Origin of the sequence: Chryseobacterium carnipullorum (assembly GCF_003815695.1) — a bacterium.
In the GTDB taxonomy this organism is placed as follows: Bacteria; Bacteroidota; Bacteroidia; order Flavobacteriales; family Weeksellaceae; genus Chryseobacterium; species Chryseobacterium carnipullorum.
This window is the reverse complement of the sequence record NZ_CP033920.1, coordinates 4071661-4085897: the sequence shown is the minus strand read 5'-3', so window position 1 is coordinate 4085897 and position 14237 is coordinate 4071661. Positions and strand designations below refer to the sequence as shown.

Annotated in this window: 16 protein-coding genes; 10 read left to right on the top strand and 6 right to left on the bottom strand. The window is 39.2% G+C overall.

Features of this window, described 5'->3' with window-relative positions:
• Positions 1-15: 15 nt before the first annotated feature.
• Positions 16-453, top strand: coding sequence for a hypothetical protein (locus EG346_RS18665; protein WP_123880707.1), 438 nt, complete (start codon positions 16-18; stop codon positions 451-453).
• A 130-nt stretch (positions 454-583) separates the two neighbouring features.
• On the opposite strand, the gene EG346_RS18660 is transcribed toward EG346_RS18665, so the two are convergent.
• The 3 genes from EG346_RS18660 to EG346_RS18650 all read right to left on the bottom strand — a co-directional run bounded on the left by EG346_RS18660 (position 584) and on the right by EG346_RS18650 (position 1804).
• Positions 584-1150 (bottom strand): YciE/YciF ferroxidase family protein, encoded by a 567-nt coding sequence (locus tag EG346_RS18660; RefSeq protein WP_073334529.1) that lies wholly within the window; start codon positions 1148-1150, stop codon positions 584-586.
• Positions 1151-1331: 181 nt separating this feature from the next.
• Entirely contained in the window at positions 1332-1565 is a 234-nt protein-coding gene (locus EG346_RS18655; RefSeq protein ID WP_123880705.1) for a hypothetical protein, read from the bottom strand.
• A gap of 11 nt (positions 1566-1576) precedes the next feature.
• A complete protein-coding gene (locus tag EG346_RS18650) occupies positions 1577-1804 on the bottom strand; it encodes a glutathione synthase (protein WP_073334527.1) in 228 nt (75 codons plus the stop codon).
• Positions 1805-2012: 208 nt separating this feature from the next.
• Here EG346_RS18650 and xth point away from each other — a divergent pair, with 208 nt between their 5' ends.
• Positions 2013-2786 carry an exodeoxyribonuclease III gene (xth, locus tag EG346_RS18645; RefSeq protein WP_123880703.1) on the top strand — a complete coding sequence of 258 codons (774 nt, stop codon included), beginning with the start codon at positions 2013-2015 and terminating at the stop codon, positions 2784-2786.
• Positions 2787-2797: 11 nt separating this feature from the next.
• Here xth and EG346_RS18640 read toward each other — a convergent pair whose 3' ends face one another.
• Positions 2798-3409 (bottom strand): alpha-ketoglutarate-dependent dioxygenase AlkB family protein, encoded by a 612-nt coding sequence (locus EG346_RS18640; RefSeq protein ID WP_123880701.1) that lies wholly within the window; start codon positions 3407-3409, stop codon positions 2798-2800.
• A gap of 22 nt (positions 3410-3431) precedes the next feature.
• The gene (locus EG346_RS18635; RefSeq protein WP_073334524.1) at positions 3432-4214 is read right to left on the bottom strand and encodes an XRE family transcriptional regulator; all 783 of its coding nucleotides are present in this window, start codon (positions 4212-4214) and stop codon (positions 3432-3434) included.
• A gap of 430 nt (positions 4215-4644) precedes the next feature.
• Here EG346_RS18635 and dinB point away from each other — a divergent pair, with 430 nt between their 5' ends.
• Positions 4645-5790: a DNA polymerase IV gene (gene dinB / locus EG346_RS18630; protein ID WP_123880699.1), complete on the top strand. Its 1146-nt coding sequence runs from the start codon at positions 4645-4647 to the stop codon at positions 5788-5790.
• 22 nt (positions 5791-5812) lie between these two features.
• Positions 5813-8866 carry a DNA polymerase III subunit alpha gene (locus tag EG346_RS18625; protein WP_123880697.1) on the top strand — a complete coding sequence of 1018 codons (3054 nt, stop codon included), beginning with the start codon at positions 5813-5815 and terminating at the stop codon, positions 8864-8866.
• Positions 8867-9080: 214 nt separating this feature from the next.
• Here EG346_RS18625 and map read toward each other — a convergent pair whose 3' ends face one another.
• Entirely contained in the window at positions 9081-9845 is a 765-nt protein-coding gene (gene map, locus EG346_RS18620) for a type I methionyl aminopeptidase (RefSeq protein WP_123880695.1), read from the bottom strand.
• Positions 9846-10013: 168 nt separating this feature from the next.
• On the opposite strand from map, the gene EG346_RS18615 reads away from it, so the two are divergent.
• The 6 genes from EG346_RS18615 to EG346_RS18590 all read left to right on the top strand — a co-directional run bounded on the left by EG346_RS18615 (position 10014) and on the right by EG346_RS18590 (position 14099).
• Entirely contained in the window at positions 10014-10340 is a 327-nt protein-coding gene (locus EG346_RS18615; protein WP_073334521.1) for an ArsR/SmtB family transcription factor, read from the top strand.
• A gap of 58 nt (positions 10341-10398) precedes the next feature.
• Complete coding sequence (locus tag EG346_RS18610) at positions 10399-10860, top strand: DUF6428 family protein (protein WP_123880693.1); 462 nt, start codon at positions 10399-10401, stop codon at positions 10858-10860.
• 24 nt (positions 10861-10884) lie between these two features.
• Positions 10885-11502 carry a low molecular weight phosphatase family protein gene (locus EG346_RS18605; RefSeq protein WP_123880691.1) on the top strand — a complete coding sequence of 206 codons (618 nt, stop codon included), beginning with the start codon at positions 10885-10887 and terminating at the stop codon, positions 11500-11502.
• A 15-nt stretch (positions 11503-11517) separates the two neighbouring features.
• A complete protein-coding gene (gene arsB, locus EG346_RS18600) occupies positions 11518-12549 on the top strand; it encodes an ACR3 family arsenite efflux transporter (protein ID WP_123880689.1) in 1032 nt (343 codons plus the stop codon).
• A gap of 322 nt (positions 12550-12871) precedes the next feature.
• Positions 12872-13156 carry a bacteriocin-like protein gene (locus EG346_RS24905; RefSeq protein ID WP_073334517.1) on the top strand — a complete coding sequence of 95 codons (285 nt, stop codon included), beginning with the start codon at positions 12872-12874 and terminating at the stop codon, positions 13154-13156.
• 268 nt (positions 13157-13424) lie between these two features.
• Positions 13425-14099, top strand: coding sequence for a phosphatase PAP2 family protein (locus tag EG346_RS18590; RefSeq protein WP_073334516.1), 675 nt, complete (start codon positions 13425-13427; stop codon positions 14097-14099).
• Positions 14100-14237: the final 138 nt, after the last annotated feature.

Below are 14237 nucleotides of genomic sequence, written 5' to 3'. Positions count from 1 at the left end.
ATATAAATTTCTATTATGGAAACATCAAACATCCTAGTGGTAAAGAGCCATGCAAGAAAACGGCAACCTATCGGGCTGTCAATAGTAGGAATGTTTTTAATGCTTACGGCCTGTCAACCCGACGCATCAAAAAAGGCAGTACACTCCGCAGAATCTCTTTGCTGGAAAGATATCAGGATTGGTGAACTTCCACCTCAAGGAGCCTATGACGGTATTGACAGTCTGGTGAAAAAATGGAATTTATGCTATGAAAGGATAGAAACCGGCTGTGAAGTAACCGACAGCATTACCCAATTACAAAAGGAATATGAACGCTCCAATGCTATGTATTTTAAAAGTCTTGAAAAAAAATTGGGGAAGAACTGGAAAAAGCAATTTGATCAGGAACTTCATCGGTCAGACAGTATCCACTGGATAAAGATCAACAGGGAAATAGATCGTCTGAACCATTAATAGGAGTTTAAAAATAAGAATTTTTGTAAAAAAATAGAAGAAGGTACAGGAAGCTGGAGGTTACGGTTCGGCTTGTTTGCCTTTATGACATACTATCTTCGCACCTCCAGCCTCCAGCTTCTTTACCTTATTATTTTGCTTTGCTGTTAAGAGCGGTATCTGCTATTTTTGTCAGCAAGGCATCGCATTTTTTTTCTTCGGCAAGAGTGGCCAAAAGGTTATTAAGACAGTCTTTTTCTTTCAGAACTTTAGCATAAGCAGCCAGCGATCCGTAAGTGGCAATTTCATAATGTTCTACTTTCTGAGAAGCAGCAATGATCCCTGCATCTCTTACTGCGCCCGGTTCAGTTTCCTCCATAATGCTTTTTCCTTCATCCAGTAATCCCTGCATCGCATCACATTTTTTAGCCTGAGCCTTTTTGCCAAGGGAAGCAAAACATTCTTCCAGTCTTTTTACATGAACCTGAGTTTCGTTAAAATGTTTTTCAATAGCTGCTTTTAGTTTTTTATCCGTAGCATTTTTATGCATTTTAGGAAGCGCTTTTACAAGAGCTTTCTCTGCCCAGTAAATGTCTTTGAGTGAATCTTCAAACAAATCTTTCAGCTGTTTGGCAGCATCTTTTTTAGCCGGAGTTTTACCTGTTTTTTTCGCCACAGTTTTCGACGCTGTTTTTCCTGCTGTTTTTTTCTTTTCCATAATAATTATAGTTTAGTGATTAATATTTGATGATTGATAGCTGCAATTATAAGACCAGCTTCCATTTCCGGGTACTGATGTGGTAGGTGATATGACTGATTCCACAGGTCCGGAATATTATTTTGCTGATCAGAAGCAGACTCTGATTTCATAATATCCGGGAAGAAAGTACTAGATTTTATTATTCTTCTTCCGCTTCTTTCCTGAAGCTTACGACTTCATATTCGTCGTTGGAAGAGTATTTTTTACAGCTGTTGTCCTTAAATTCATCAGGTTTTTTTGAAAAATCTTCAATGTATTTTGCACTTTCAGCGGTATCAGCAGGTGTTATAATGATATGGTAACTTTGCCGTACGGATTCATCCGCTTTTTCCAAAGCTTCTTTCTTATATTGTAAGGCTTCACTGTATTTCATAAGATATTTTTTTAGTTTTCAAAAATAAGTCTGCCGTCAAAAGGCTCACTCCATTGGATAAAAACGCGATCATTCAGTCGGGTAATCATCGCCTGAACGGTTTCAAATGCTCCATCTTCTTTTTTCCTTTCAATGGTTAAATTAGATCCCTGGCCGATTTCTTCAATGCTATATTCAAGCTGATACTGATTATCATTATTCAGTACGAATTGTGTTTTTGTGAAATTTTTACTAGACATGGGGAAGGTTTTATTTTTTAAGCTAATGAATAAACTATGCCAATATCAGTCAACTTATTATTTAACCTGAATAGGAGTAAAAAAAAATCAAGATTAAGTGTGCCGGAGTTATGATTGAACTTATCTTCTTCAGGAGTTATAATCAATTATTATTCAACAGGCTGGAATAATTATTGCACCTGTAAAAATAATTTACAGCCTTTTGCCTATGAAAATAGCAACCTATAATGTAAACGGAATCAACGGTCGTTTGCCCGTATTATTGCAGTGGCTGAAAGAAGCTCAGCCGGATATTGTCTGCCTTCAGGAATTGAAAGCTCCCCAGAAACGGTTTCCTGTAAAAGAAATCAATGCTGCAGGTTATCAGGCGATTTGGAAAGGACAGAAAAGCTGGAATGGGGTAGCAATCCTTGCAAAAGACCTTGAAATCACAGAAGTTCAGAATACTTTACCCGGAGATTCAGAAGATCTGCAAAGCCGTTATATTGAAGCTATTATCGATCAAATGGTGATATGCTGTCTGTATCTTCCCAACGGAAATCCTTGTCCGGGACCTAAATTTGACTATAAATTAGACTGGATCAAGCGGTTAAAAAAACGAACTCATCAGCTGATCACAATGGAACTTCCCGCCATCATTATAGGTGATTTTAATATAATTCCGGGACCTGAAGATGTTTACAAACCTGAGCGCTGGGAAAATGATGCCTTATACAGAACAGAAGTAAGAAAAGCATATAATGAATTATTGAATAAAGGCTGGCTGGATTCTATACGCACGCTCTATCCTGATGAAAAAGTTTACACCTTCTGGGATTATCTTTACAAAGCCTACGACCGTAATGCAGGCATCAGACTGGATCACATTCTGTTGAGTCCTTATTTGCATTCAAGCTTACAATCCGGTGGAGTAGACCGCCATGTCCGTGGCTGGACAAAAAGCAGTGATCATGCCCCTGTCTGGATCGAATTGGATAAATAAAATACCCATCCCTAAACTTCGTTCACCAACCTGAACGTAAGATTGATCCGCGGCTTCATAGTCTTGGCTGATTTTGCAATCCGGTGTTCCCAATTCAAATGTAAATCGCCTTTCATGATCAGCAGTGATCCATGCTGAAGAGGTAAGCTGTATTTATTCCGGTGGTCATCTGCTTTACGGAAATCAAAATTTCTGACCTGCCCGAGGCTTACAGAAGCAATGACTGGGCGGTTTCCCAATTCGCTTTCTTTATCACGGTGCCATGCCACAGAATCATTACCGTCGCGGTATAAATTCAGCAGAACAGAATTAAACTGATATCCGGAGGATTCTTCTATCTTCTGTTTTAAAGCTAATAATTCCGGTAACCAGGGATTGACATTAAAATCATTTCCACCCAGCTTGTAGGTTCTGCTTTCATCTCCATACCAGGCTGTCAGTCGTGGAGTGAGAACCATTTTATCATACATTTTCTGGGTTCTCTGCTTCCACGGAGCCACACGAATCAGAAGCTCCTCCAGCTGAGAAGCTTCATACTCCGGCAGAAAATGGTCAGTATATTCCAGCAGTTCTTTCGGAAACCGGAAGTATTCTTCTGAATCAAATAAACTTAACTGGTCCATTACACTCCATGCATTAGCGTTATTAAGATTTCCGGCGCCCCGAAACTTTTTTGTCCAGATCTTTGATATCCTGCTTCAGTTCGCGGAACATTTCTTTGAAATTATAGCTTTCGTAATCACCCGGTTCAAAATCTTCCGGAAAAATCCCTGAAGCATACTGCCAGATTTCTACCACTTCGTTAAACGGAATGTCATACGGTTCGTAGAATGAGTTATCGGCACTTACAGACACTGCATTTCCTTTTATTTCTTTAAAACGTTTGTAGGTAATCCCGTCATTTAAGGTAATGAAAACATAAGTTTTTCCCGGTTTAAGATCATTGATACCTTCTACATATTTTCCTACGATATAAGACCCGTTTCTGAATGGCGGCATAGAATCCCCGTCTGCCGGAAAAGCTCTGTATTTGCCATTAGTAAGGAAGGGAAGGGCAATTCTTTGCAGGCTCTCGATATAACCGATATCGCTGTATCCTTCAAGATATCCCATGGATGCTTTCTGCGGAATGATCTCAATGGTATCATTTCCAAGATGGTCTACAGCTACCGGAAGGACAATTCTGTTGTCCGGCAGTTTCAGCATTTCTTCCATCGGGTATTTACGGATGTCTACCGATACCAGAAGATCGATGCTTACATGAAAATATTTGGATATTTTGACAAGCAATTCAATAGGTGGTTCAGAGACCCCGTTTTCATATTTGGAGTACCGTACGCGTGATATAACCAGTTCAGTGGCTACAGATTGCTGAGAGAGGTTTCTTTTTCCTCTTAAAAAACGAATATTATTTGAAAAAATTGACATTGATACGAAATATATCAACAAAAATACAAATTATGATTCAAAACACCCATTCATTTTAGGCAAATAAAATGGGGTAGTTGCCGATTAATTCTAAATATTAAACGTTTTGAGGATTTTTACCCTGAAAAAAAATTTCAACAGACTCAGATGATGATTGATGCCAATGTTTTACTTGGATCTTTTTTGATTTGCTACAGATTCCACCGATCAAGCAGATGTTTGCATTGAATTGTAAATAATTGGATCATTCAAAATAGAATCGGTGTAATCCGTGTGACCTGTGGGAAATATTTTTGCTATTTATTACCCATTTTATCTCATCCTGTTTTCATAGAGGAAAACCCTTATCATTTCTCAAAAAACAAACATTGATACGAAATATATCAAATAAAATGCAAAGTTTGATTCAAAACATATCTAATTTTGCATCATGGAACGTGCGATTGTACATATGGACCTGGATACATTTTTTGTATCCTGTGAGCGTCTTGTCAATTCTAAATTTGACGGAATCCCTTTGATCATAGGAGGTGGGGACAGAGGCGTTGTGGCCTCATGTTCCTATGAAGCACGCCATTTCGGGGTACGCTCTGCTATGCCGATCAGGATGGCGCTCAGACTCTGTCCGGATGCTAAAGTTGTGCGCGGGGATCATGAAATGTACTCAAGACTGTCTCATACAGTCACCGATATTATCCGGGAAAAGGTACCCCTGATGGAAAAAGCCAGTATTGATGAATTCTATCTGGATCTCTCCGGGATGGATAAATTTTTCGGATGTTATCAATGGACCGACGAAATTGCTTCGGCCGTAACCAAAGAAACAGGACTTCCCATAAGTTTTGCACTATCCACCAATAAAACAGTTTCCAAAATCGGAACAGGAGAAGCCAAACCCGGAAAAATGGAAATCAAACTTCAGGAAGTCCAGCCTTTTCTGAATCCGCTGTCTATTAAAAAAATTCCGATGGTAGGAGACAACACCTTTCAGCTGCTTTCACGGGTAGGAATCCGTACCATCCAGACCTTATCTGAAATGCCGGTGCTGGTTCTTCAGCAAATGATCGGGCAGAACGGCAGTGAACTGTGGAAGAAAGCCAACGGAATCGATGAAAATCCTGTCATTCCTTATTCTGAAAGAAAATCAATATCCACGGAACGAACTTTCACTTCCGATACGATGGATATCCCGGAATTAAAAAGATTAATATCCGGAATGGCTGAACAGCTGGCGTATCAGCTGAGAAAAGAAAAGTGGCTGACTTCCACTGTGGCTGTAAAGATCCGCTATGCCAATTTTGATACCGAAACCAAACAGTCCAGAGTAGCCTATACATCTGCAGACCATACTTTGGCAAGGGTTGCTTTGGATCTGTTTAATAAAGCATATACCAGAAGAATGAGACTTCGTCTGGTGGGACTTCGTTTTACAGGACTCGTTCATGGCAGTCACCAGATGAATCTTTTTGAAGATACAGAAGAGCAAATGAGTCTTTATCAGGCTATGGATGACCTCAAAAACCGCTTTGGCTCCGATGCGGTAGGCAGAGCTTCCGGCTTTGACTTCGGCAAATAACCCTCAAAAAAATCTGCAGATTATGTTTCTCAACTGTCATTCCTATCACAGCCTCCGTTACGGAACTTTATCGGTAAAAGAACTGGTTGCTCAGGCACATGCACTGGGCATCAGGGAACTGGTGCTTACGGATATCAATACAGTTACCGCCATTTATGAATTTAAAAAAGAATGTGAGAACAAGGGAATCAAACCCATTGCGGGCGTAGAGATCAGAAAAGACGGCAGACTTCTTTATATTACGGTGGCTAAAGAATTCAGTGGTATCGGAGAGGTCAATAAGATGATCACAGACTATCATTGCAATGGGAAAGACTTATGTGAAATGGCTACTGAATTTGATAAGGTATTGGTAATTTATCCTCTGGAAAATATCCCTGAAGTCCTTAAAGACAATGAATTCATTGGAATCCGGGAAGAGGAACTTACGCTTCTTATCCGCCCTGAATTTCAGAGGTTAATCTCCAGAATGGTCATTCTCCAGCCGGTCACCTTCAGTACTAAAGAAGAATACCATCTTCACCGCATCCTTAGAGCCATCGATCACAACACATTGCTTAGTAAGCTTGAAGAAACCGAAATATGCCGGAAATCTGAATATCTGAGGGCTGAAAAAAGCATTCTGGAAGCATTTCAGAGATATCCGGAGATCATTCAGAATACAAAAAATATATTCAGCAGCTGCAGTTTTGAATTTGATTTTAAAAAGGTCAGAAATCAACTGAATTTTACAAAATCGAGAGAAAGTGATCTGAAATTCCTGACCAGACTTGCTTATTTAGGCCTGAAAAAGCGCTATGGGTTAGATCATGAAGAGGCCAGAAAAAGGATAGAAAAAGAACTGAAAGTCATCCATGAGCTTAAATTCTGCTCTTACTTTCTGATTACCTGGGACATCATCCGTTACAGCAACAGGATGGGATTTATGCATGTGGGACGGGGGAGCGGTGCAAATTCAATAGTCAGTTACTGTTTAGGAATTACCGACATCTGCCCACTGGAACTTGATCTTTATTTTGAACGCTTTCTGAATCTTAACCGAAATACACCTCCTGATTTTGATATCGACTGGAGCTGGCAGGAGAGAGACCCGATGTTGCAGTATATTTTTGACCGGTATGGAAAAGAGCATGTTGCGTTCTGCGGAACTAATGTAGAATTCAAATACAAATCGATATTCCGTGAGGTTGGAAAAGTTTTTGGACTGCCTAAAGAAGAACTGGACAGCCTTACCACCCAATCTGTGGAAGCCCATGACCGGAATAAGGTCGTAGATAGGGTGGCTAAATATGGCAAGCTGCTGGAAAAATTTCCCAACCAAAGAAGTATGCATGCCTGCGGGATTCTGATCTCTGAAGAACCGATCACCAACTTTACGGCACTGGAAATGCCGCCAAAAGGATTTCCTATTGTTCAGTTTGACATGTACACCGCAGAAGATATAGGACTGGAAAAATTTGATATTCTTTCCCAGAGAGGCTTGGGAACGATCAATGATACCGTGAAATTAATCAAAGAAACCAGAGGCATTACGGTGGATATCCGGGATACTACTATTTCTAAAAATGAAGCACTGGCCAATGAACATCTGGCTCAGGGAAAAACCATCGGATGCTTTTATATTGAATCTCCTGCGATGCGGGGACTTTTAAGAAGACTAAAATGCGGAGATTACAGAACACTCGTTGCGGCTTCTTCGATTATCAGACCGGGAGTTGCCCAAAGTGGGATGATGAGAGAATATATTTTCAGGCATAATCATCCCGATCAATTTGAATATTTTCATTCGGTGTTTGAAGATCATTTGAAGGAAACCTACGGCATCATGGTGTATCAGGAAGATGTGATTAAAATCGCCCAGTATTTTGGAGGATTGTCTTTAGCGGACGGAGATATTCTCCGCAGAGCGATGAGTGGAAAAGGCCGTTCGCTGGAAAAGCTACAGGAGGTAAAGGCTAATTTCTTTGCTTCCTGTAAAGGCAAAGGACATTCCGAGCAGCTGACTGCTGAAGCCTATCGTCAGATTGAATCTTTTGCGGGCTATTCTTTCTGTAAAGCACATTCGGCTTCCTATGCGGTAGAAAGCTATCAGAGCCTTTATCTGAAAGTGTATTATCCGCTGGAATTCATGGTTTCGGTCATTAATAATCAGGGGGGATTTTACAGAACGGAGGTGTATATTCATGAGGCTAAAATGTCCGGAGCCTCTGTTCAGACGCCCTGTGTCAACACCAGTGAATATCAGACGGTATTAAGAGGAAAAGAGATCTATCTTGGATTTATGCTTCTTCAGGGACTTGAAAGCAGATTAGCCCATGGAATTGCCGAGGAACGTCATAAAAACGGAAATTTTCAGTCACTGGAAGATTTTATCCGCCGCATTCCAATCGGTATTGAAACCATTCAAACGCTTATTTTTATCGGCGCATTCCGTTTTACAGGGCAACCGAAGAATGAGCTTCTGGTAGAAGCCCGTCTGCTTTTAATTAATTTTAAACCTGAAAACAGAGGCCTTTTGCTGATAGAGGAACCGGTTCAGGAATACAAACTTCCTCAACTGAAGCGGGAAAATTTTGAAGATGCCTTTGATGAAATTGAGATCATCGGATTTCCGGTTTCCTGTATTCCGTTTGATCTGCTGAAGACTACATACAGAGGCTCTGTAATGGTAAAAGACTTAGTACTGCATCATAAAAAGCAGGTAAAAATGATGGCTTATCTGATCTCCAGAAAACATGTGCCGACCAAAAAAGGAACGATGTATTTCGGAACCTGGATCGATGTGAACGGAGATTATTTTGATACGGCCCATTTTCCGGACAGCCTGAATGAATATCCATTTCAGGGTGGAGGCTGCTATCTGCTGCTGGGAACTGTAGAAGTGGATTATCATTTTCCAACGATCACCATTCATAAAATGGCGAAAATGCCTATGATTCCGGACCCAAGATATGCTTATGACAAAGATAAGCAGTATGATATTCACCGGCAGATCAGAGAAGATGTGAGCATGACCTCCAGAAAACCTTATCCTCAGGCACATGAGATTGGATTGCCAAGGCAGAAATTCCAGTAAAATTATTCTTTTTTATCTGGAAAAGTAAGCCATTTGTTAAAATGAAATAGTAGTAGCCATTCATTTTGCGGGATTCCTACTATTATTTTAAAGCAATTCAGAAAAGCATCACAGTATAACGGTAGTCAGTTCAGTAAAAAGTCGCGAACTGATAAAATCCGGGATCTCTTTGTGTAAATCTAAATGTCATTTTTACTTCGGAGGCAAGGATCATCTAGTTCAATATCTCATTCATTTCAGTTAAAATGATGGGTTTTCCGTCGGTAACTACAATGGTGTGTTCGTGTTGTGCCATATATCCGCCTTTGTTGCCTACCATCGTCCATCCATCGTTAAGCTCTACGGCAATATTGGAGGTTGTAGAGATAAATGTTTCAATTGCTACCACAGAGTTTTTCCTGAATCTTCTTGAATCGTACCGGTTTCTGTAATTCATGAGTTCATCGGGCTGTTCATGCAGGCTTTTTCCGATACCGTGTCCGGCAAGATTTCTAATGACTTTAAAACCTCTTTTTTTCGCCTCGGTTTCCATCAGAAATCCAATATCAGCTATTTTTACACCTCCTTTTATATGGTTGATTGCTTTTTGCAAAATGTCTTTGGAAGCATCTACCAAGGCCTGGTGCTGATGGATATCTTTTCCAATCACAAAGGAACCTCCGTTGTCTGACCAGTACCCGTTGAGTTCCGCGGAAACATCAATATTGATGAGATCTCCTTCTTTCAATATCCTTTTATCGGTAGGAATACCGTGGCAAAATTCATGATCTACACTGATGCAGGTCCATCCCGGAAATCCATAGGTAAGATGCGGCGCTGATTTTGCACCGAAGCCGGAGAGGATCTTCGCTCCATACTCATCAAGATCTTTGGTGGTCATACCAGGCTGAGCGTACTGAATCATTTCTTTTAAAGTATAGGCAACAGCTTCGCTTGCTTTTTGCATTCCTGCTAATTCCTGTTCGTTGGTTATAGACATACTTCTGTTATTTCCGGTTAATAATAGTGTTGGGAAATGCAAAGTTAACAAAATCTTCAGGATCTCTGATCGATTCTACTCGCAAGAACTTAGTGTAAATCAATAAAAAGCACAAAATAATTTTGTACTCTAAAATTTAATCGTAATATTGCGATATAATAATTTATCATGGGAGCCACCAAAACGGACCACTTTACCGATCATCAAAACAAGATTGCCGTTATATGCAAAGCGCTTGGCCATCCTGCAAGAGTGGCTATTATCGAGTATTTACTTAAAGTAGATACCTGTATCTGCGGGGATATTGTCAATGAACTTCCTCTGGCTCAGGCTACCGTATCCCAGCATTTGAAAGAATTGAAGAATGCAGGTCTGATCAAAGGGAATATTGAAGGAACGGCTATCTGCTATTGTATTGATAAAGATACATTTGGAATTTTGAAAAATTATTTCTCAAACATTGTACTCTCTGTTAAAGATCAGAAATGCTGTTAAGCATTTTTTTAATCTAATATATCGTAATATTGCAATTAACCAATATAATAAATAAAAAATGAAACTATCTGAGATCAAAGAAATTTTACCAACGTTAGATACTGTTGAATTTCAATTGGAAAACGGAACTTTTGTACCGGAACATTTCCACGTTACAGAAGTAGGAAGGGTGACAAAGCATTTTATCGACTGCGGAGGCGTTATCCGAAATGAAAAAACAGTGAATTTTCAGCTATGGAACGCAGATGATTTTGAACACAGACTAAAACCTGCAAAGCTTCTCAATATCATAAAATTATCGGAAGAAAAATTAGGGATTGAAGATGACGAAATTGAAGTGGAATACCAAAATACAACCATCGGAAAATACGACCTGGAGTTTAATGGAAAAAACTTCATCCTTAAAAACAAAACAACCGCTTGTCTGGCTCAGGAAGCTTGCGGGATTCCTGCAGAAAAAGGATCAGAACTTTCTTCTGATATGACTTCTTGTTGTACTCCAAACTCAGGATGCTGTTAAAATCCACTTTAAATTAAATCAGAGATGTATCCTAGACTACTCGAAACAATAGCGCTGTTCAAAAACCAGGAAATCAGGGAAGAACGAAAAGTCGTATTACAGCCATTGATAGACTTTATCCAAAAAAGAACAGAAGACGAAAGAAGGACAGATATTAATTTTATCTGCACCCACAATTCCCGGAGAAGCCATCTGGCGCAAGTCTGGGCACAAATGGCCAGTATTTATTTTAATATTCCTAACGTACTCTGCTATTCAGGGGGAACGGAAGAAACGGCTATGTTTCCTAAAATCGCAGAAACATTGCAGGAACAGGGATGTCAAATCTTTAAAATATCTGATACTGAAAATCCTGTATATGCCATAAAATATGATGGAAACAGACATCCGGTTATTGGTTTTTCTAAAAAATACGACAGCCCTTTTAATCCGGATTCCGGTTTTGCAGCTGTGATGACCTGTTCGCAGGCAGACGGGGAGTGTCCTTTTATCGCAGGAGCAGAAAAACGTATTTCTATACCCTTTGAAGATCCTAAAATGTCCGACGGTACGAATGAGCAAACAAGGGTGTATCATGAGAAAAGCCTGCAAATAGGTGCTGAAATGTTCTACGTATTTTCACAGATAAAACAACAGCAATAGATTAAAAACAAAAGTATGCAACCCAAATTAAAATTTCTTGACCGATTTCTTACGCTCTGGATATTCCTGGCGATGTTTTCAGGAATTGGGCTCGGCTATTTCTTTCCCGCTATTTCGGATATGATCCATTCTTTATCGGTGGGAACAACCAATATTCCTTTAGCCATTGGATTAATCATTATGATGTATCCCCCTTTGGCCAAGGTAGACTATTCCCTTTTACCCAAAGCATTGGGAGATAAAAAAGTCATAGGCATTTCTTTACTGCTGAATTGGGTAATAGGTCCGGTTTTAATGTTCGTACTGGCGATGGTCTTTCTGAGGAATGAACCTGATTATATGATCGGCTTAGTCCTTATTGGTCTGGCAAGATGTATTGCCATGGTCCTTGTATGGAATGACCTGGCTAAAGGGAATCGTGAATATGGAGCATTGCTGGTTGCTTTAAACAGTCTGTTCCAGATCTTCAGTTATAGCTTTATGGTTTGGCTTTTTATCAATGTTTTACCCGGAAAACTAGGTCTGGCTACTTTCAATGTGAGCGTATCCATGAAGGAGGTAACGGAAAGCGTTCTGATGTATTTAGGAATTCCCTTTGTGGCAGGTTTTTTCAGCCGTTATATTCTTACCAGAACAAAAGGAGTGGAGTGGTACAATAGAAAGTTTATTCCCATGATCTCTCCATTGACTTTATATGCTTTATTATTTACCATTGTCTTAATGTTCAGTCTCAAGGGAGAGAAAATTCTGGAACTGCCTTTAGATGTTTTAAAAGTAGCTTTACCGCTCACAGTATATTTTATCCTGATGTTTTTTGTAAGCTTCTTTATCAACAGATCACTGAAGGTGCCTTATGATAAAAATGCGTCCATATCTTTCACAGCAACCGGAAATAATTTTGAACTGGCCATTGCTGTAGCCATTGCCTTATTCGGGATTCATTCCCCACAGGCATTTGTAGGGGTCATAGGGCCTTTGGTAGAAGTCCCTGTTTTAATCGTGCTTGTCCGGATAAGTTTATGGCTAAAGAAAAAATACTACCGCTAAACAGACTTTCGAAATCTATTTTTCCGTGCGACAGCTTTGCTTTTTGAATGAATTATTTTGATACCAGAAACTGAATTCTGAAATGCAAATTTTAGCCGGCAATCGATAGGATCTTCAATCCAATTTAACAAAAATGAGGGTAAATTATTCATTTTCACAAAAATAAGAAAGATAAGTCAAATAATGATATATTCATTAAATACCGTTTATATTAATGAAATATTAAGTTATAAACATTTTTAATTATTTTTTTCAAAAAAAATACTGTGGTATTGTAATTATTCTTACCTTAGTGATGTAATAATCATACAAATTTTATATCATGAAAAATTTTAAAAAATTAAACAGAAACGAATTGAAAACTATTTCAGGTAACGGAATATTCGATAACATCGGAGGGGTTATCGGTGGCCTTGGTGGAGTAGTTGGTGGAGTAGTAGGTGGAGTAGGCACTATCGTAGGTGGTGTTGTAGGTGGTGTAACGAATACAGTAGGAGGTGCTGTAAGCGGTGTAGGGACTCTTGTAGGAACTACATTATGCCAGGTACAGTGCGTTGTTAACGGTGTTGTACACATCCAGGTTCTTTCATGTGGATCTACCTGCTAAGACACCCCAGCAATTAAAAAAGTATACCGCTCCGAAAAGAGCGGTTTTTTTTATGAATTATAAGCATTGCTGCATCAGTACAGGTGAAAAGCTTTAATTGAGATTTCTACATTTTTGCATTTAATAACAACAGAAGTCTGAGCCGAGTCCTTCCTGGAACTGACCCTAAAATTTAAAACAAAAAAGGTATATTCACCTTCTAAATATTGATTATTCCAAATAAATTCAAAATTAGAATGCTATCTTGTAGGACTAATTTTTTTGACATATGAAATTGATCACTTTTCTGCAAACCAACAAATCAGTTTTATTCCGTTCGGTACTGATCACTCTTTTTATTGCCTTTATCCTGCTTAGCTGTCTGGTATTCTTTACCCCAACCAAATATCTGGATATTCATATTTCCAGAGAAATTCAGGAAAAACATACGCCAGGTCTCAACACATTGATGATCTGGATCAGCTGGTTGGGAAGAACTCCGGTGTCCGTTGTAATGGTCATCATAAGTTCACTTTGCTTTCTGTTGATGAGCTATAAAAAAGAATCACTATTGATTTTATCCACCCTTTTATCGGGAGTGATAGGATTGGGGATGAAAATGCTGATCAACAGGCCAAGACCATCTAAAGACCTTGTGATTCTTCTGGAAGAAACCAAATATCAGAGTTTCCCCAGCGGTCATGTACTATTTTATACAGTGTTTTTTGGAGCCCTGATATTAATTATTCTGCGTTTGAAAAAGATAAAATATACGCTTAAAATATTTCTTATCACGATTTGTCTTTCTATGATATTTTTAGGGGCCTTCTCAAGGATTTATCTTGGAGCCCACTGGTTTACGGACGTTGTAGGTGGATTTATTTTAGGGACTTTATGTGTATTGCTGATGGGATATTTCTATGTTGGGAATTCCAGGAATATTTCAGAAAACGAACCTCTTTAATTCTAAAGTACAGTCCACGATCCCCTTTAAAGATAAGTTCAATACCTACTGCCAAAGCATTTTTTGACTCTCAATTTTTTTAAATTAATTTCTTAATCAATTTTATTACGACATGTTCTGTCGCTGTGCGTCTATATC

What these genes read in the sequence shown, in the direction of transcription:
- EG346_RS18665 (WP_123880707.1), top strand. Translation starts at nt 16, where the DNA reads ATGGAAACATCAAACATCCTAGTGGTAAAGAGCCATGCAAGAAAACGG.
- EG346_RS18660 (WP_073334529.1), bottom strand. Translation starts at nt 1,150, where the DNA reads ATGGAAAAGAAAAAAACAGCAGGAAAAACAGCGTCGAAAACTGTGGCG.
- EG346_RS18655 (WP_123880705.1), bottom strand. Translation starts at nt 1,565, where the DNA reads ATGAAATACAGTGAAGCCTTACAATATAAGAAAGAAGCTTTGGAAAAA.
- EG346_RS18650 (WP_073334527.1), bottom strand. Translation starts at nt 1,804, where the DNA reads ATGTCTAGTAAAAATTTCACAAAAACACAATTCGTACTGAATAATGAT.
- xth (WP_123880703.1), top strand. Translation starts at nt 2,013, where the DNA reads ATGAAAATAGCAACCTATAATGTAAACGGAATCAACGGTCGTTTGCCC.
- EG346_RS18640 (WP_123880701.1), bottom strand. Translation starts at nt 3,409, where the DNA reads ATGGACCAGTTAAGTTTATTTGATTCAGAAGAATACTTCCGGTTTCCG.
- EG346_RS18635 (WP_073334524.1), bottom strand. Translation starts at nt 4,214, where the DNA reads ATGTCAATTTTTTCAAATAATATTCGTTTTTTAAGAGGAAAAAGAAAC.
- dinB (WP_123880699.1), top strand. Translation starts at nt 4,645, where the DNA reads ATGGAACGTGCGATTGTACATATGGACCTGGATACATTTTTTGTATCC.
- EG346_RS18625 (WP_123880697.1), top strand. Translation starts at nt 5,813, where the DNA reads ATGTTTCTCAACTGTCATTCCTATCACAGCCTCCGTTACGGAACTTTA.
- map (WP_123880695.1), bottom strand. Translation starts at nt 9,845, where the DNA reads ATGTCTATAACCAACGAACAGGAATTAGCAGGAATGCAAAAAGCAAGC.
- EG346_RS18615 (WP_073334521.1), top strand. Translation starts at nt 10,014, where the DNA reads ATGGGAGCCACCAAAACGGACCACTTTACCGATCATCAAAACAAGATT.
- EG346_RS18610 (WP_123880693.1), top strand. Translation starts at nt 10,399, where the DNA reads ATGAAACTATCTGAGATCAAAGAAATTTTACCAACGTTAGATACTGTT.
- EG346_RS18605 (WP_123880691.1), top strand. Translation starts at nt 10,885, where the DNA reads ATGTATCCTAGACTACTCGAAACAATAGCGCTGTTCAAAAACCAGGAA.
- arsB (WP_123880689.1), top strand. Translation starts at nt 11,518, where the DNA reads ATGCAACCCAAATTAAAATTTCTTGACCGATTTCTTACGCTCTGGATA.
- EG346_RS24905 (WP_073334517.1), top strand. Translation starts at nt 12,872, where the DNA reads ATGAAAAATTTTAAAAAATTAAACAGAAACGAATTGAAAACTATTTCA.
- EG346_RS18590 (WP_073334516.1), top strand. Translation starts at nt 13,425, where the DNA reads ATGAAATTGATCACTTTTCTGCAAACCAACAAATCAGTTTTATTCCGT.